16 protein-coding genes are annotated in these 18189 nt (G+C 40.9%); 11 read left to right on the forward strand and 5 right to left on the reverse strand.

Features of this window, described 5'->3' with window-relative positions; genetic code table 11:
• Positions 1-227 precede the first annotated feature (227 nt).
• Complete coding sequence (mtgA, locus tag K1X76_02330; protein ID MBX7147897.1) at positions 228-935, reverse strand: monofunctional biosynthetic peptidoglycan transglycosylase; 708 nt, start codon at positions 933-935, stop codon at positions 228-230.
• A 57-nt stretch (positions 936-992) separates the two neighbouring features.
• Here mtgA and K1X76_02335 point away from each other — a divergent pair, with 57 nt between their 5' ends.
• Positions 993-2816, forward strand: coding sequence for a protein kinase (locus K1X76_02335; protein MBX7147898.1), 1824 nt, complete (start codon positions 993-995; stop codon positions 2814-2816).
• Positions 2813-3706, forward strand: a complete 894-nt coding sequence (locus tag K1X76_02340) for a diguanylate cyclase (protein MBX7147899.1) — start codon at positions 2813-2815, stop codon at positions 3704-3706. Before K1X76_02335 ends, K1X76_02340 begins: the two co-directional genes overlap by 4 nt.
• Here K1X76_02340 and K1X76_02345 read toward each other — a convergent pair.
• On the reverse strand, positions 3703-4281 hold the full coding sequence (locus K1X76_02345) for a hypothetical protein (protein MBX7147900.1): 579 nt from the start codon (positions 4279-4281) through the stop codon (positions 3703-3705). The genes K1X76_02340 and K1X76_02345 overlap by 4 nt on opposite strands.
• 99 nt (positions 4282-4380) lie before the next feature.
• On the opposite strand from K1X76_02345, the gene tilS reads away from it, so the two are divergent.
• The 8 genes from tilS to K1X76_02385 all read left to right on the forward strand — a co-directional run bounded on the left by tilS (position 4381) and on the right by K1X76_02385 (position 13747).
• Positions 4381-5709, forward strand: coding sequence for a tRNA lysidine(34) synthetase TilS (gene tilS, locus K1X76_02350; protein MBX7147901.1), 1329 nt, complete (start codon positions 4381-4383; stop codon positions 5707-5709).
• Between the two features lie 97 nt (positions 5710-5806).
• Positions 5807-7723, forward strand: a complete 1917-nt coding sequence (gene ftsH, locus K1X76_02355; GenBank protein MBX7147902.1) for an ATP-dependent zinc metalloprotease FtsH — start codon at positions 5807-5809, stop codon at positions 7721-7723.
• 6 nt (positions 7724-7729) lie between these two features.
• Positions 7730-8542, forward strand: a complete 813-nt coding sequence (gene folP / locus K1X76_02360) for a dihydropteroate synthase (protein ID MBX7147903.1) — start codon at positions 7730-7732, stop codon at positions 8540-8542.
• A complete protein-coding gene (glmM, locus tag K1X76_02365) occupies positions 8539-9885 on the forward strand; it encodes a phosphoglucosamine mutase (protein MBX7147904.1) in 1347 nt (448 codons plus the stop codon). Before folP ends, glmM begins: the two co-directional genes overlap by 4 nt.
• A complete protein-coding gene (locus tag K1X76_02370) occupies positions 9882-10619 on the forward strand; it encodes a pyridoxine 5'-phosphate synthase (GenBank protein ID MBX7147905.1) in 738 nt (245 codons plus the stop codon). The genes glmM and K1X76_02370 overlap by 4 nt, the downstream gene beginning before the upstream one ends.
• Positions 10620-10642: 23 nt before the next feature.
• Complete coding sequence (locus K1X76_02375; protein ID MBX7147906.1) at positions 10643-12058, forward strand: NAD(P)H-hydrate dehydratase; 1416 nt, start codon at positions 10643-10645, stop codon at positions 12056-12058.
• Entirely contained in the window at positions 12030-12464 is a 435-nt protein-coding gene (gene tsaE, locus K1X76_02380; protein ID MBX7147907.1) for a tRNA (adenosine(37)-N6)-threonylcarbamoyltransferase complex ATPase subunit type 1 TsaE, read from the forward strand. The genes K1X76_02375 and tsaE overlap by 29 nt, the downstream gene beginning before the upstream one ends.
• A gap of 71 nt (positions 12465-12535) precedes the next feature.
• Positions 12536-13747 (forward strand): hypothetical protein, encoded by a 1212-nt coding sequence (locus tag K1X76_02385; protein ID MBX7147908.1) that lies wholly within the window; start codon positions 12536-12538, stop codon positions 13745-13747.
• Here K1X76_02385 and K1X76_02390 read toward each other — a convergent pair.
• From K1X76_02390 to K1X76_02400, 3 genes are all read right to left on the reverse strand, one after another.
• Positions 13744-14286: a DUF882 domain-containing protein gene (locus tag K1X76_02390; protein MBX7147909.1), complete on the reverse strand. Its 543-nt coding sequence runs from the start codon at positions 14284-14286 to the stop codon at positions 13744-13746. The genes K1X76_02385 and K1X76_02390 overlap by 4 nt on opposite strands.
• Positions 14287-14289: 3 nt before the next feature.
• On the reverse strand, positions 14290-14931 hold the full coding sequence (locus K1X76_02395) for a hypothetical protein (protein MBX7147910.1): 642 nt from the start codon (positions 14929-14931) through the stop codon (positions 14290-14292).
• A gap of 95 nt (positions 14932-15026) precedes the next feature.
• On the reverse strand, positions 15027-16316 hold the full coding sequence (locus tag K1X76_02400; GenBank protein ID MBX7147911.1) for an FHA domain-containing protein: 1290 nt from the start codon (positions 16314-16316) through the stop codon (positions 15027-15029).
• Between the two features lie 258 nt (positions 16317-16574).
• Here K1X76_02400 and K1X76_02405 point away from each other — a divergent pair, with 258 nt between their 5' ends.
• A complete protein-coding gene (locus K1X76_02405; protein ID MBX7147912.1) occupies positions 16575-18170 on the forward strand; it encodes a hypothetical protein in 1596 nt (531 codons plus the stop codon).
• The last annotated feature ends 19 nt before the right edge of the window (positions 18171-18189 follow it).

Raw genomic sequence — 18189 nt, forward strand, 5'->3', positions numbered from 1 at the left:
CCCCTAGCCTTTAAAATCGCGATCGTTTCTCGTTCAATTAAAGTAAATTGATAGTAGTTTTTACCCATATCCACTCAGAATACTCATCTATTCTAAGTGGTGCACTTGCTTATTGAACCCAGGGAGTCTCATTTGATGTTTCAAAATGAGACTGCTGATACTAATTTTGAGACTTTGCTTTTAAAGTGCCAGGTACATAAGGGAGGGGAAGGGGAAATAGCGTGCGTTTAATTCTTTTTATCGGCTGTATCTAAAATATAATCACCTCTTGATAAGCGTGACAGAATAATATTGGTGCGCAAAGATACTGTTTTTGGCTTTTTCCCACTCCCATAAACTACCGGGTTTGGAATGATGGCGGCTAAATACGCGGCTTGTTCGCGGCTTAATTTAGAAGCATCAGTGTTAAAGTAATGGCGAGCAGCTTCTTGTACGCCGTATATCCCTTCACCCCATTCAATATAGTTTAAATATAATTCCAAAATTCGTTTTTTAGGCAAGGTATGTTCCATTTGAATGGTTAGCATCCATTCATGTAATTTGCGCCAAATACTTTTTTTGCGTGAGAGATACAGATTTTTAACAAGTTGTTGTGAAATAGTAGAGGCGCCACGCTTATATTTTTTGGCCTTTATGTTCTTTTTAAAAGCTTTTTCTATTTCAACCCAGTTAAAACCCTCGTGCTCAAAAAAAGTGTCGTCTTCCCCAATTAATACAGCCGCCTTAATGGATGAGGCGATACTAGAATAGGGTATATAGGTTTGTTTGAGGGGAGGCAGTGCATTGTTTTTGTCTCGTTTATCTAAATATTCCCCCATAAAGGCTGTAGTTTTTGGATTTTTATAAAGAAGCAGTCCCATATTGGGCAAATCAAAAAACATAAGGCTTGCCGCAAAAAGAATGGCAAAAAAAGAAAATTTAAAAAATTTACCCATGGCTTGTTAAACAAATATCCTTTTTAAAAACACTTTGTTTTGACAGCTTAACCCAGTATGATGGCCCTTTCTATGGCCGAGCAAGAACTCAAGCTGGGGGATTATCTTATCCTCGAAAAAATAGCCCACGGTGGCATGGCCCAAATTTATAAGGCCAAAACTTCCGATCCGGGTGGTATTGAGCGTTTGGTTGTTATCAAACGCATCCTTCCCCACATTTCTTCCCAACCCGAATATGTGGATATGCTGATTGACGAGGCTAAAATTGCCGTTCATTTCAATCATGGCAATATTGCACAAGTTTACGACCTGGGTAAAGCCGGAAAAGACTATTTTATAGTGATGGAATATGTGGATGGTAAAACCCTGGGGCAAATTTTACGGCATTTTAAGGAGCGTGGAGAAGAAATACCTATCGATATTTTGGTGTATTGTATGATTGAAGCCTGCAAGGGCCTCGATTATATCCATAATAAAACAGATGCTTCTGGAAAGCCTCTTGGAGTGGTGCATCGCGATATTTCTCCCCAAAACATCATTGTATCGTATTCGGGTACGGTTAAAATTATAGATTTTGGCGTGGCCAAATCTCTTGATAAACTCAATCAAACCGAATCGGGTGTTTTAAAGGGAAAGTTTGCCTACATGTCTCCCGAACAGACGCATGGCGAAAAAATTGATAGGCGTTCCGATATTTTTTCGTCGGGTATTTTATTGTGGGAACTACTGACCCAAAACCGGCTCTTTAAAAAGAAAACCAACCAAGATACTATCAAGGCCGTTAGGCGGGCCGCGTTTGTTTCGCCTCTTGAGTTTAGAGAGGATATCCCCCCTGATTTGGTAAAAATACTTAAAAAGGCCCTGCGTCGTTTTCGTTTTTTACGTTATTCCACAGCCTCCCAAATGGCGTCTGAGCTTAATCGTTTTTTACTCAAACACTATCCCGATTTTAAACCCCTACGTGTAGCCCAGTTTTTATACACCTATTTTGGACCCGAAGCCGATGAAAAGGATTTGCCCCAGGAAGTTCCCAATCTTAAAAATGAGCTTAAAGCAACTCCTAATAAAAAGGTTGAGATTACAGCTAAAACTTTTAGCAAACAGGTTGGAGTATTAAGGCTTAAAAATGCTTTAAAGTGGGGTGGTGCAGGTGCGGTTGCTCTTGCCACACTTGTTTTTTTAGCGTGGAGTGCGGGAGCTTTTATAGCCTATTTAAACCGTGCCCATTTGGTTCTTAATGTTAGTCCTTTAGAGGCGCGTGTAAAACTAAATGGTAAAACAATAAAGGGGGAAGCAGGTGTTTATACCATTGAATATGAGAGTGGTGAAAAGTTTCATGTAGAGGCGTCTCTTGATAATTATGTGGAGGAAGATAGGGAGTATGTGCTGGAAAAAAAGGAAACCCGGGAGGAAGAAATTAAGCTTACCAAAAAAATTCCTCAATTTGGCAGTGTGTTTGTAGAGAGTGATCCTGTTGGCGCCAAGGTTTATATCAATAATATGGATTGGGGGCAGTTAACCCCGGCCGAAATTTCTCAATTACCTAACGATAAAGACGTAGATGTAGGATTTTTTATGGAAGGGTATATTTTTAGCTCTCAAAAAGTACATATTAGGGGAGGGGAAACCCTTAAGGTTTTTGGCCGTCTTGAAAAAAATTATGCCGCTCTAGAAATTGATTCGCAACCCCCGGGTGCGCGTGTTATAGTCAATGGACAGGAAACGGGGGTAACGCCGTATGTGGATAAAAAGATTGTGCCTTTAACCACAGTTAATATTACCCTTGTGATGGAGGGGTATGAGGCTTTAAATCAGAGTTTGGTTTTAAGCCCGGGCGAAAATAAAGAACTTGCCCTTACTTTAAAAGCAATAACACCATGAGCACCGAAAAAACAGTAGATGAAACTGTAGTGACCACCATTGGCCGTTTGGATGATGGTGATAAAAAGCCCTATTTTACTATAGTAAAAGGCTCTCGCTTGGGTCAAATTTATGCACTTGATAAAGCGGAGATGGTGGTAGGCCGCTCGCAAGAGGCCGATTTGCGTATTGAAGACATTGCTATTTCGCGCAAGCATTTTAAAATTTACGTCAATAATAATCAGGTAACAGTGGAAGATTTAGCTTCTACTAATGGGACGCATGTGAACGGTTCCAAAGTAACCCGTCAGGCTTTGGCAGATGGCGACAAAATTCAAATTTCTCGCAACACCATTTTTGAACTTAGTTATTTGGATGAATCGCAAAGTTTATCCGAGAAAAAACGCTACGAGATGGGTGTTATGGATCCGGTGTGCGAAATTCATAACAAACGTTATTTTTTGGAGCGTTTAAACGAAGAATTTAACTTTTCCAAACGCAAAAAGCGGGTGTTATCGCTTATCATGTTTGATATTGATCATTTTAAAAAGCTAAACGATACCTATGGCCATATTGCGGGAGATGCTGTTCTTAAAAAGGTAAGCCAGCTTATTACCAAAATAATCCGTACCGACGATATTTTTGCGCGCTATGGAGGAGAAGAATTTGTTCTTATTTTACGTGATACCGACGAAAAAAACGCGGCTAATTTGGCCGAACGTATTCGTGTGATGATTTCTCGTCATCCTTTTTTATTTGATGGTAAAGAAGTGAACGTTACCATTTCACTGGGTGTTACCGAACTTCATGAATCGATGCCCGATGCTACAGCATTTATTGAAAAAGCGGATAAATTTTTATACGAGTCTAAGGCTAACGGTAGAAACAAGGTTACTTCAGGAATTGCTTAATCAAATAAAAAGTTTTTAAGCGTACTTTTTAGTTTTTCAACTTCCTTTTCAATATTTCTAATTTGTTTTTGAGTAGCGGGCTGATTGTAGAGGGCCTGTGCGGGACGGTTTACCGTATCAACCAAGTTTCTAAAGTTTTTGGTAATGCGTTCCAAAGTTCCAAGCCTAGACATGGTGCTTTGTTTCTGTTTGTGTTTTTTACTTTTTTTATAGGCGTTGTCCAAAATATGAGGGAGTTTATCCATCGTATCTTGCGTTTTGTAGTGATAATCTTCCACCGCATATTTAAGGGTGTCGATGGTAAGCTTGTCATTTTTATAATGCGTGATAATAAGCAAAGGCTGATGATGTCCCTGTTTACGGATATCGCTAATCCAGTCGTGAGAATTGTTGGTGGTAAAAAAGTTTTCGGCTAAAATAAGATGGTAATTTTTCTTTTCTAAAAAATCCATCCCCTCCGAAAGCTTGGAGCAAAAATCAAAACTGTATTTGGAATTGTCTTGAGCCAATTTTTGATACAGATGGTGGTGAACTAAATTGGGATCAATGACCAAAATTTTAAGTTTTTTACTCACTTTAAATTCATGGTCAATTATTGCTAAAGTGTCAAAGAAAAAAAGATAACGCGGGGTGTTAAAGCCTTTAGGCGTTCAATATGCTTAAAAGAGGAATTGGTGCAACAGTCTCTCATACATTTTTTAAAAAAATACAAATTTGAGCATGGCAAACCTTTTGTAGTGGGCGTTTCGGGTGGGGCCGACTCCATGGTATTGTGGCATTTGCTGCATCAGCTAAAACCAGTTTTGAAGCTCAATTACGAAATTATCCATTTCAACTTTCATTTAAGAGGAGACGAATCAAATCGTGACGAAGCCCATGTTCGAAATATGGCGGATTTTTTTAAGGATAAACTCACAGTAGTAGATAGCCCTCTTAAAAAGGGATCTTCGGTGCAAGAAAGAGCGCGCGAGGTCCGTCTGGCATATTTTTCAAAGAAATTTTCTCAACAGAAAGACGGGGCTGTTTTTTTAGCGCATCATCAGGATGACCAGCTAGAAACCTATACCATACGACAACAGCGTGGCGCCGGCGAACGGGGGCTTGCTTGTATGTGGCCTGTCACTTTTTATAATCATTTTAGCATCTATAGGCCGCTCCTAAATTTTTCCCGTAAAAAAATTCGTACTTACGGAAGTGCTCACCATGTATTATTTGTTGAAGACTCCTCCAATGCTACAGCGGCTTATTTGCGTAATCGTGTGCGGCATCAGGTGGTGGGTTCCATGAGTTCTATTGAGAAGAAGAAAATTTTACATGCTATTAAAACAGCTCAAAAAAACGAACAGACTATCCGTAAAAAAACGGACCAGTTTTTAAAAAATAAAAACATTATTTCTAAAATCAATTTTTTTAGACAGAACCAAGCTGTTCGTTTTTCTATCATTCGCCGCTTGATAGCTAATATGAACGAAAAGCGGGAGTTGTCTCAAAAAAATTACCTGCAAATTGAGAAAGTTTTAAAGGCCTCACGCAGTGTGGCTATGCCGTTTGGATCATTGCTACTGCTCAGTGAGGGGAAAACTTTTTACTTTGTAACACAAAAATCTTTTTGCAAAAAAGGGCCAGAACCAGCCGTATTACCGGGGCTTGGGTGTTATGAAAATATAGAATTATTTGAAAAGAAGGTTGTGCGCTTGTCTCCACACTCTCTTTATTTAGACGCTCAAAAAGTTTCATTTCCACTTATCCTTAAGCCTTGGCAGCCAGGAGAACGTTTTATTCCCTATGGCAGGCGTAACCCACAGAAAATAAAGGACTATTTGGCAAAAAAAGGATTTTCAGCCTTTCAAAAACAAAAAGTATTGGCACTTTATGGGGCCGATTCCAAGCTGCTTGCTTTAGTGGGGGTAGAAATTGATGCCCGCTATGCCTTGCCCAAACTACCTGGGAAGGCTCTCATTGTAAAAAAAAATGAGTGTAGCCCTAGACAAAGGGGTAATTAAGGCATAGGGTAATTTATTGATAAATGGCTAAAAGATATTGAAAAAAGCCTTTAATTCCGCTATTTTTAATCCAGTTTTTAATATTAAGGAGTCTGTCTTGAAACAAACACAAAAATCATTGGCCCTCTGGGTTGTTTTACTGTTGCTTTCCCTCTATGCTGTTCATTTTTACAGTTCCAAAACGCCCACTAGCAAAGAAGTTAGTTTTAGCGAATTTACTCAAGCCGTTCAAAATGACGAGGTGGAAGAAGTAACCATTGAAGGCTCTCAATATTTAGGCAAATACAAAAACCAATTTAATTCTGGTGGTTACTTTACTACTTTAGGGCCGCTTAATAGTGAAAAGGTTTTAGAGTTGCTTGGGCAAAAAAACGTTAGAGTTGAATTTAAAAAACAGGAAGAAAATTCTTTTTGGCAACAACTTCTTTTTTCGTGGCTCCCCATTTTGTTTTTATTTGCGTTCTTTTTCTTTTTTATGCGCCAAATTCAGGTGGGTGGTGGAAAGGCTTTATCGTTTGGCAAGTCGAAGGCTCGCTTATTAAATGAAACTCAGCGCAAAGTTACCTTTAAAGATGTAGCTGGTATTGAAGAAGCTAAGGAAGAACTGCACGAGATTATCGAATTTTTAAAAGAACCCCATAAATTTACCAAGCTGGGAGGGCGTATTCCCAAAGGTGTATTGCTTATGGGGCCTCCGGGAACTGGTAAAACCTTGCTGGCGCGTGCTATTGCTGGTGAAGCCGGCGTTCCATTTTTCAGTATTTCGGGTAGTGATTTTGTTGAAATGTTTGTGGGAGTTGGCGCTTCGCGTGTACGTGATTTATTTGAACAGGGTAAAAAGCATGCACCCTGTATTATTTTTATAGACGAAATTGATGCTGTAGGCCGTCATCGTGGTGCTGGTTTGGGTGGTGGGCATGACGAGCGTGAGCAAACCTTAAATCAATTGCTAGTTGAAATGGATGGTTTTGAAAGTAACGAAGGTGTGATCATGATTGCCGCCACAAACCGTCCGGATGTTTTAGATCCTGCTTTGTTGCGTCCTGGTCGTTTTGACCGTCGTGTGGTGGTGCCGCGTCCCGATTTAAAAGGTCGCGAGCAGATTTTACGTATTCATGTACGCAAAGTGCCGCTCGATTCGGATGTAGATTTAATGCACATAGCCCGTGGTACACCGGGTTTTTGTGGGGCCGATTTGGAAAATTTGGTGAACGAAGCGGCACTGTATGCAGCAAGAAAAAACAAAAAGTCGGTAAACCAGTTTGATATGGAAATGGCCAAAGACAAGGTTATTATGGGTGCCGAGCGACGCAGTATGATAATTAGCGATGAAGAAAAGAAAATTACCGCCTATCACGAAGCTGGCCATACTTTGGTGGCTAAAATGATTCCTGGAACCGATCCTGTGCATAAGGTTACCATTATACCTCGTGGTATGGCCTTGGGCGTCACTCAGCAGTTGCCCGAAAAAGATAAATACACTCAATCTAAAAAATATTCAGAAGATCTCATTTCTATTTTAATGGGTGGACGTATTGCCGAAGAACTCATTTTTAATGAAATTACTTCTGGTGCCGGTAATGATATTGAACGTGCTACCGACATGGCTCGCCGTATGGTGTGTGAGTGGGGTATGAGCGAAATATTGGGGCCTATGTCTTTTGGCAAGAAAGAAGAACAAATATTTTTGGGACGTGAAATTGGGCAACACCAGGATTATTCCGAATCTACTTCCGTGGTTATTGACAACGAAGTAAAAAAGATTGTGATGACCAATTACAATCGTTCTAAAAAGATTCTTTCCGATAATATTCAAAACCTCCATGCGTTGGCATTGGCTTTATTAGAATACGAGAGCCTTGATGGCGATCAAATTGATCGTGTGATTAGGGGTGAAAAATTGCCTCCTGTTCCTAAATCGGTGCCGCTCGATCAAAACATGCCCACGGATGTTAAAAGAGAAAGCAAGGTTCATACACCGCTTCCTATTAATCCCGAACCTACAAAGGCCTAGCACTTCATGAGCATCTATGCCCCTCAGATTATGGGCATTATCAATACGACTCCCGATTCCTTTTATAAAGGGAGCCGTGTGAGTGCTGCAGACGAGTGTGTGAAGCAGGCTTTATTCATGAAAAATAGTGGTGCTTCCTGGATTGATATTGGTGGAGAGTCTACTCGCCCGGGGGCAGTTGCTATAAGTTCAGATGAAGAAATGAGTCGTGTTTTACCTGCACTTGAAGCCATTTGTAAAAATGTTGATATAAAGATTAGTGTAGATACCCGTAGAAGTGCTGTAGCCCGTGAAGCCGTAAGCTTGGGCGCTAGCATGATTAACGATGTGAGTGGCTTTGAGTTTGATGATGCCATGGCCTCTGTGGTGGCTAAAACTGGTGTTTTGGGTGTTGTTATGCATTCACGGGGCACTCCCGATACCATGCAGCACCAGATAGCTTATGATAATTTTATAGACGACACCATAAAAGAACTTGAAACAAGAATTGCAAAGGCAGCCTCTAAAGGTGTAAAAAAGGAGCAGATTATTGTGGATCCTGGTTTTGGTTTTGCTAAAGCTTATGAACATAATCTTTTGCTGGTAAAAAATTTAAATCAATTCAATGCTATGGGTTTTCCGCTTATGATAGGGGTGTCTCGCAAAAACTTTATTGGACGTTTAATGGGTGAGGAAAATCCTGAGAATCGTTTGAATGGAAGTTTAGCTGTTACCGCGTATATGTTACGTGATAAACCGATGTATATTCGTACGCACGATGTTAAAGAAACTGCGGCTCTATGTAAGATTTATGCTACCTTAGAGGGGGAATTATTATGAATAAATTGTTTGGAACCGATGGTGTAAGGGGGATTGCCAATAAATACCCCATGACTCCCGACGTGGCCTTACGTTTGGGGCAAGCGATAGCTTTTTATTTTGCCCGTAAAAAGGGAGGGGGCCGTATTGTGATTGGTAAGGATACGCGGCGCTCAAGTTACATGTTTGAGTATGCCTTATCGGCGGGTATTAGTTCGATGGGGTCTCAAGCTATTTTAACAGGGCCGCTTCCTACACCGGGTATTGCATTTTTAATTAATGCCATGCGCGCTGATGCTGGTATTGTAATTTCGGCTTCACACAATAATTTTCAGGATAATGGGATTAAGTTTTTTGACAACAAGGGTTTTAAATTGCCAGACGATATTGAAAAGCAAATGGAAGATTTTGTAGCGTCAAAACATGACGAATCTTTAAATCCTACCGGAAGCAACATTGGCCGAGCAATTCGTGTGGAAGATGCTACTGGTCGTTATGCCGAATTTTTAAAATCTACTTTCCCCAAAAATCTCGATTTAAGAGGGCTTAAAGTGGTAATCGATTGTGCCAACGGGGCTGCTTATAAAATTGGTCCTCTTGTGTTTCAGGAAATGGATGCCGAGGTTATTTCTTTGGGTGTAAAGCCAAATGGTGTAAATATTAACGATAAATGTGGCGCTCTTCATCCTGAGAACTTGTCTAACATAGTTAAACAAGAGGGGGCTCATATTGGAATTGCTTTAGATGGTGATGCCGACCGTGTTATTTTGTGCGACGAGAAAGGACAAATAGTGGATGGTGATCGTATTTTGGCGCTCTGCGCTTTAGAGAAAGCCTCCATGGGAACTTTAAGTCAAAACACGGTAGTAGGAACCGTGATGAGCAATATGGGGTTGGAAGTTTTTTTGCGTAAAAATAATATGAAGTTTATTCGCACGGCCGTTGGTGACCGTTTTATCATGGAAGTAATGCGTAAGTCTGGTTATTCCTTGGGTGGTGAGCCTTCGGGTCATCTTATTTTTGCCGACGTATCTACCACGGGTGATGGGATGATTGGTGCGCTTCAAGTGTTGGCCAGTATGATAAGGCAGGGTAAACCACTATCGGAGCTAGCCCATCAAATGCCTGTGTTTCCTCAACTTATCCAAAATATAGAAGTTAAAAATAGAAAAGATTTAGATAGCATTGCTCCTGTTAAAAAGGTGCTGGCCGAAGTGGAAAAAAACCTAAATGGTACGGGGCGTGTGGTGCTGAGGTATTCGGGCACAGAGCCTTTATTGCGCGTGATGATTGAAGGGGAAAATGAGGATAAAGTAAAAGCTAATCTTGAGCGTTTATCAAGCTGCATAAAAGAGCATGTATGAAAAAGAAGAGAATTCCCCGCTTAGGTGTTAACATCGATCATATCGCCACTCTACGTGAGGCGCGTAAGGGTTTTTTCCCTCATCCTGCCCAAGCTCTAACAACACTAAAAAAATGTAAAGTGTCTCAAGTGACCATCCATTTGCGTGAAGACCGGCGCCATATTTTGGATAGCGATTTGGCCGAAATTACGCGCAAAAAAATACTTCCGGTTAATCTTGAAATGGCGGCTACACCCGAAATGGTGCGTATAGCGCTAAAGCATAAGCCCCATACGGTAACCTTGGTCCCAGAAAAACGTCAGGAAATTACTACCGAGGGTGGCCTTGATTTAAGAAAAAAAACAAAAGTGATTGCCTCTCTTATTAAAAAATTAAATAAGGCTAAAATACGGACCAGTTTGTTTATTGATCCAAATGCCAAACAAGTGCTTCTTGCTTATAAAGTAAGAGCCAGGGCTATTGAGTTTCACACAGGGACCTATGCGCATGCTTTTTTAAAGAGAAAATGGAAAAAGAAATGGGATGATTTAAAACAGGCTTCGCTTTTGGCCGAGAGTTTAGGTCTTGAAGTATTTGCAGGTCATGGGCTTGATACGCACAATTTAGGAGCGCTTACAAAAATTACTCAAATAGAAGAATATAATATTGGCCATAGCATTGTAGGGCGCGCAGTTTTTGTGGGGCTAGAAAAAGCCATTAATGAAATTCAAAAGATACTCCGCAAACTATCATGATTCCTCTCTTAAATAGAGACCAAATGCGGAGCCTTGATGCCGCTACCCTCAAAAACACACCCGTGAAAGTGCTGATGAAACGAGCTGGAAAGGCTGTTTTTGAAGCTCTTCTTCCTATCATTCGTAGCCAATCTATTCATAAAGTGATTGTGTTGTGTGGGCCCGGAAACAATGGGGGAGATGGGCGTATTGTGGCGCAGCTTTTAGCTAACAAAAAAATACCTGTTTTGGTTCAATCCTTAAATTCAAATATCTCATTTAAAAGTGACAAGCATACCTTGGTGTTGGATGCACTTTTTGGCACAGGCTTGTCGCGCCCGCTTAAGGGTGACGCGGCTCGCCTGGTAAGGTATATCAATAAATGCCCCGGTTATAAGGTGGCTCTGGATATCCCGTCGGGGCTAGATGCTACAACGGGTAAAGTTTTGGGAGTGGCCTTTAAGGCCAATACCACTATTACGCTTGAATATCCCAAAACCGGATTTTATTTTTTAAAAGCGCACGAGTATGTGGGTGACTTGGTTTTAAAAAAGATAGGGCTTATAAATGTTAAGAAAACAAATATTCCAATTAAAGAATATTTGATGGAGCATTCTGATTTTTCTGATTTTACTCAAAAAAGAAAGAGGGATGTCCATAAAGGAACTATGGGTCATTTGTTTGTGGTGGCAGGTTCACCCTTTAAGATGGGGGCTGGCTCAATGACATCTTTGGCGGGGCTTGCGGCTGGTAGTGGCTTGTCTACATTGGTTTTGCCCAAAAAAGCTTTTGCAAAAATTGATCCCAAGGCCCTTGAGATTATGTATGCTCCGGTTCCCGATAAGAATGGTTTTTTTGGTTTGGTTTCGCTCAAGCCTGTGCTGCAAATTGTAAAAAATGCCAAAATGGTAATATTAGGCCTTGGCATGGGTACAGTTTCGCTCTCTTTTGTTCGATCCTTTTTAAAGTCTTACCCAGGCCCTCTTTTAATTGATGCGGATGGTTTAAATTCTTTGGCGTCTTGTGTTTTTGTGCTTCAAAGAAGAAAAGGGATTACTGTTCTTACACCGCATCCGGCCGAAATGGCGCGCTTGGCGGGTAAAAGCACAGCTTATGTGCAAAATAACAGGCTTGCTGTGGCTCGCAAATTTGCAGTGGAAAAGGGTGTGATTGTTTTGTTAAAAGGTTTTCGTACGCTTATTGCCTTTCCAGATGGGAAGGTTTTTGTAAACCCCACAGGCAGCCCGGCCATGGCTACAGCGGGTCAGGGGGATGTGTTATCGGGTTTAATAGGTGGTATTTTGTGTGAACATGGTTTAAACCCTCTAGGGGTAGCGGCGGCGGTTTATTATCACGGGCTGGCCGGCGAAACCTTCAACAGCCGTGTGGCCTTAGCGACCGATATGATTAAAGCGTTTCAGAAAGTTTATTATGGAATTAAAAGAAACAAGCTCTTCTGATGAAGAAACCGAGGCTTTGGCCGCGCGTTGGGCATTAAATCTAAAACCAGGCGATGTGGTGGGTTTAGTGGGTGATTTGGGTGCCGGTAAAACTACCTTTACACGCGGTTTATATCAAGGTTTAGGCGGGGATCCGGATGTACTTGTTACGTCTCCTACTTTTACCCTGCTTCAAGAGTATCCCTTGCCCCAACAAAAAAAACTCCTTCATTTTGATTTGTATCGTCTTAATAGTGCTCGGGAATTTGAACAATGCGACTTTTTAGATATGTTTAATGAGAATAATATAGCTGTTATAGAATGGGGTGATAAGATAGAAGAATTAAAGTATTACTTTAATATTATAATTACACTTCATATTATAGACGATCAAACCCGTTCTTTTTCTTTTAAACGATTAAAATAAGATCCTCCCTAAAAATAATCCTCAAGTTTTCCTCAAGCCATGCCGTAATAAGTTACTAGAGGGCAGTGTCTATGGATGGTATTGAGTTTAAACCGGGGTTTAGCCCCAAGGCTGTGTTAGCCAATCAAAAGATCAAAAGATCAACGGATAATTCTTCCCTCAAGCTCAAAGGAACGGATTTTCTTAAATCTTCTTTAGGGCGTGCTACCGGTTTACCACCTCAAAATTTAGCGTTAGATAAAAGCCGCGTATATTCGGAGCAGGATAAAAATAAGTTTGTGAGTGAAAATAAGGATTTATTGTATGTTATTAGCCAATCGGATGAGGCCACTAAGCTGCTTGGTAAAAAGGACATCAGTTCGCGAAAAGATTTAAGCGATATAGTGGCGGAAACGGCTTTTAATACACTCAATAGCGATGCTAAAAAATCTATTACTATTGAAAAATTAAAAAGTTCCTCAGTATTATCATCTTTAATATCACTCAATACGGGTGGTATTCGCGATATTGTCAATGAAGACGAAAATAATGCGGCTATTTTGGTGTCCAGTGCCACCGAAACAGCAAACGATTTACTGGACAGTGTGGCCCAAAAAACGGCAGCACTATTTGAGGAAGACTCGCCTCTAAATGACGCTGCCTTTTTAAAAGATCATCATGAGGTTGCTATTTATCTTTATAATAATCCTGATGTGGTAAACACTTACAACACTCACACTAACCGAACTGATTTGGCGGAGGCTTTTAAAAACACGGTAGATCATGTTGCTAGTCAAGAAGCCTTTAACAGTTATATTGCGCAACGAGCCGATGAGTTGGTGGGTTCAGGGAGTTATGATCAGAGTTTCTTTGAAGACAATCAGGATTTGGCCAACTTAGTAGTGGCTTCATCGGCGGATACCAATATCCGTTCGGTTGCCCGATTTTTAACCGATCATCCCGAATATAATTTATCTAATCCGTCAACCGCCGATGCTTTTAACAGTGATCAATTTTTAGCCGATGTATTAGCCGACCAAACTAAAAATGCCCTGGGTTCTGCAAGTCCCATTACCGAAGATTTTTTAAGAAGTAATCCTGGTTTTTCCCGTTTGGCACTTCAAAAATCCGATTTTTTTAAAGGAATTTCCTCGGCAGCCTCTCAAAAAGATTTAAAGATTGTATTTGGAAATACAGGTTCACAAGATGTGAAAGACGAAGTTAAAAAACTGGGGCAGAGCATTGCTTCTCAATTCCGCTCCAGCTATCAAGACCCCCGTCGGGCATATTCTGTTTTAGCTTAATTTTCCGCCCAATACTGTTTTACACCCACATCTACATGTACAAAGGCGTTACTTTTGTAATACCCAACACCGCCTCGGTTTAAGGCGCGTGCATAATCTCGAATGGCTTCGGGAGAAACTCCCGGGATCCGGATATCCATGGCTTGGCCATACATGTGCGGAGAATCTTTAGAAACATGATGCCCTGACTTCCATAAGCTTAAATTAAATTCGGGGCTACGGTATCCCGATACCACATAAACATCCTGAGACCCAAAGTGGTCGGCTATTTCATCCACCAATTCTATCAGCTGTGGTCTCATCTTATGGGCTTCGTTGGTTTTACGGCACCGCAGGACACTAGCAATTTGTTTTAAAGCGTTTCTGTCGTAACCAAAAAAGTTGCGGTAATTAACAGCCACCGTTTCATTTAAATGAACGTTATGAATAATTAGAATGCCATCACCTAATTTACGCTTTGAAGCATGGGCCGGTGATGAAAAGCTGCTAACAAGTAAGAGGGCCAAAAGAATTGCGGCAAGTTTGTGTTTTGTTGTCATGTATTATGCTCCTTTTGGATAATGCCGTGCTTTAGCTACTTTGCCTAAGCCAATATCCACCTTTTCGCTGCCGTGCTTTTTTATAATAGAAATGCTCACTGGTTTTTTTGCTTTGGGGAAATATAAAAAACCGCCCAGAGTCATGCCGGGAGGAATTTTATCAACTGTGTTTAACGAATTGCCCTCAAAGGTAATAAGTTTGTTGTTTTTAGCCGATGCTTCCAGAGTTTTAGAAATAACAAAAACACCCCCCATGCCCAAGGCGGCTATGAGCAATCCACGCGATACATCGCTATTAGAAGAGCCCACGGCAATACCGCTAATACCTAATACGGTGCCTAATATAAGAGGAGCTGCCGAAAAATTACCATGCTTTTCGGAAAGACTTTGAACGTCATCTTTTTTAAGAAGGGCCAACGAGTATTTGCCTTCGTCGTTTAAATAAATTTCTTGAGCATTAAGCGGTACGTACTTATCGGAAGTATTGGTAAAACCAATTTCTACAGCGGTAAAGCCGGCTTCCTTTTTATAACTATATACAGTGACCTCTAAATTTGAATCGAGCAATACAGGGTCGGTAGCCATTGCTAGGTAAGGAGATAATATAAGAGAGCACGTTATAATAAACGCTAAAATTTGTTTCATGCAAACCTTGGATGTATATGTAAAATAAGTAAAAACGGACGAACGCCCTCAAGGTAGCAGAGTGTAGGTGATAAAGTCAATACCTCAAGTAGTGCTTAAGATTTTTTAAAGATCATTTTAAAGCCACCCACCGTGATTTCATCGCCTTCGTTTAAGGTGTGCTCGTCCACTTTGCGGCCATTAACAAAGATCCCATTTGAGCTTTTAAGGTCAATAATCACGTATTGGTCTTTGTATTTATTAATAGCGGCGTGCTGGCGCGACACTTTGGGGGCATTAAGAACTAAATCGTTAGAAGGAGAGCGTCCAATAGATACATTGTCCTTCATGGGAAACTCCGAAATGTCCAAGTCGCCATCGGCTTCAATAAATACAAGCTTAAAGTTTGAAGCTGGCAATGTGGAGTTTTCGCTTGTTTGCTCGCGTGGAGGGAGGGGCGTATTTTCGGCCTCTACTTTTGACACCGTTTCCGATACTTCATCGGCAGACATAGGCATGTCTTCTAATACATCAAAAATATTTTCAGGTTCTTTTTGAGGTGCAGCAGGTTTGGCGGGAAGATCGCTAGTAAAATAATCATCGCTTTTGTTGTGCAAATCTTCCGGTAAAATTTTTTGTGCAATGGAGTCGTCACGTTCTACGTTTTTAGAGGGAATAGGCGTTTTATCTAAATAATCATCAGAAACATTTTCGCGAATAACAGTACGTGTGTGATTAGTATTTTGTTTCGCTAACGGCGCTTGCACCGGTGCTTGAGGAACGGTTTTAGTGGGTTCTGGCGTTAGTTCGGGCAATTGGGGTTCTTCCGTTTTACTGGGATATTTTAATTCTTGCGCATCAAAAAGCTCCTCGTGAATACGCATAAAACTTTGAATTTGTGCTAAATCGGCTTGGTAGCGTTCAATTTCTTTGGTTTCAAAACTTTCTACTTCTTTGTATTGCTCTTCTGAAAATTCTTCTAAAAAATGACGGAAGCGGGCTTCTTCCAAAATTTCCTTATGACGATTGGCTTCCAGTACACATTTTTCGCGTAAAACATAAAGCGATTCAAGCTCGCGAGCCAACACTTCCTTTTTTTCGTGCAATAGTTTTGTGATACCATCAAGCTGTAAGCGATAGTCGCGATATACTTTTTCAAAAACTGTTTTTGAGACGCGGCTTTTAGCCTGGTTCATTTTGTCGAGGCGTTTTGTGATAAGGTCGCGCTGGTTTTTAATGCGGCTGGTTTCTTGTAGTAATTCTTCGTTAGGCTTAAACTTAAGTTGCGAACCCATATTTTTGGCGGCATCGTCACCGTGTTCTTCGGCTAAATTGCTGACGGCTTTTAAATCTACTAATTTACGTTTGGTGACTGCTTTTTTTATTGAATCATCGCTGTTATCCATATGGGGCTCCTGTAGCTTTTCCTTTCTTTCCCGGTAAAAAGAAAATTAAAACGCATCCTTACTAAAATAGTTTTCAAAAACAAGTATAAAGTCGCTAAAGTTTTGTGAACTTTTTTGTTTATATGTATTCGTTTTTTAATTTGTATATATTTAAATTTAACATTCCCGCTGTGTTCTATTTTACCCACCTGTAACTACTTGATTTTAATTGGTTAATTTATTGCCTTGTTGGCATTGGCCTTGCTTTTTAGTGAGCTTATGAAAACGAGCATCACCATCAAGCAAAATTTAAAAAGCGGGTTAGTCATCCTTATAATGGGTCTATTTTCGGCATGCGGAGGGGCTGCCGGAAGTGGGGATGGCGAGGAGAGAGGGGCAACGGCTCAGTCGGAAATTGGTGGAGTGATCACTGAGCTTGATCTTGACGGGTCTAGAGCCGTTGCCCATTTTAACGAAGTGGATGCTACTGAAAATTACACGATAGCGCTTTTTTCATACGATTTTGAAGAGGCTTCTACCTACGGTTTTGAAATGGGTGCTTCCTTAAGCGGCCAAGCTTTAACGCGTGCCCAAAATCAAAACGACGTGAGCGAAGATATTCACGAAACCTTGCGTGCCTTAGAAGAAGGTTTTGAAAATGAAGAAACAATGTCAACTCAGGCTCATACACGTAGTGTATCGCGCGAGTCGGAAGTAGGAGATGAAGAAAATTTTAAAGTACTTAGTTCGATTTCGGGCTCTAGCACCGTTACGGTAACCGCTACCCTGCGTTACGTGACTAATAATTTTTATGTGTATGTAGATAACCGCAATGCAGCAAGTTTAAGCGATGATGAAATTGAACAGATTTACGGCAGATTTGATGACCATGTGGCCGACGAAAGAAATTTATTTGGTGAAGAATCGGATGTGAATAACGACGGTCATTTTGTAATTTTACTCACGCAGGCTGTAAACGAATTGGGTTATAGCGGTGGTGGGATGCTTACCGGTTACTTTTATGCCGCCGATTTGTATTCTCATAGTGTGAACCCCGCAAGTAACGAAATGGAAATTGTATACTCTATGGTGCCCGATCCCAGTGGCAGTTTTGGTGTGCGCATTACTACCAGTTTTGCCAAGGCTAACTTGCTAGGGTCGGTTGCTCCTCACGAATTTCAACACATGATTAATTATAACCAACATGTTCTTGAACATTCGGGAGCCTCGGAACGGTCCTATCTTAATGAGGGGCTTTCGCATTTAGCCGAAGATATTTACAGTATGGATAGTGATCATTTTATGGCCGAAACTGGTATTGAAAACCCTTCACGCGTGGCACAGTATTTAGATGCTACCGATAGTACCTGCTTTACCTGTGGTTCCAGTTTGGTGCAACGCGGAGGTTCTTATCTGTTTATTCGTTATTTATACGAGCAAGCCGAGCTGGGAAATTTAAGCGGTGCTCAAAACGGTGCCGAACTTATTGGCAGTTTGTTAGCCACCAACAAAGTTGGCATGAGTAACATTGTAGATGCCGCTTTAGGTTCAAGCGATACAAGCTTATTTAAAGACCTCATGGGTAATTTTTCGCTCGCTCTTCTTTTATCCGATACAGGCGCATCTCCCGATAATCGCTTTCAGTTTTTAGGCCTTAATTTGCGTAGTGCTCAAAACGATAATAGAGGTACTCGTTTAGATGGTCCTTTAGCCACTCAAAGCGATAGTATCAGTTCTACATTAGCTTCTTCTGGAATTAGTTACATGGTGGTGTCGGGACAAAGCATCATTAATGCCGATTCTACACTCTCAATAACCGTAGATTCCGCTATGAATGGCGGGGGCTATGTTATCCACAATACCCTTGACTTTTAAGGGAAAAATCTCATAAAGT

This window comes from bacterium, assembly GCA_019695305.1.
In the GTDB taxonomy this organism is placed as follows: domain Bacteria; phylum UBA10199; class UBA10199; order UBA10199; family JAIBAG01; genus JAIBAG01.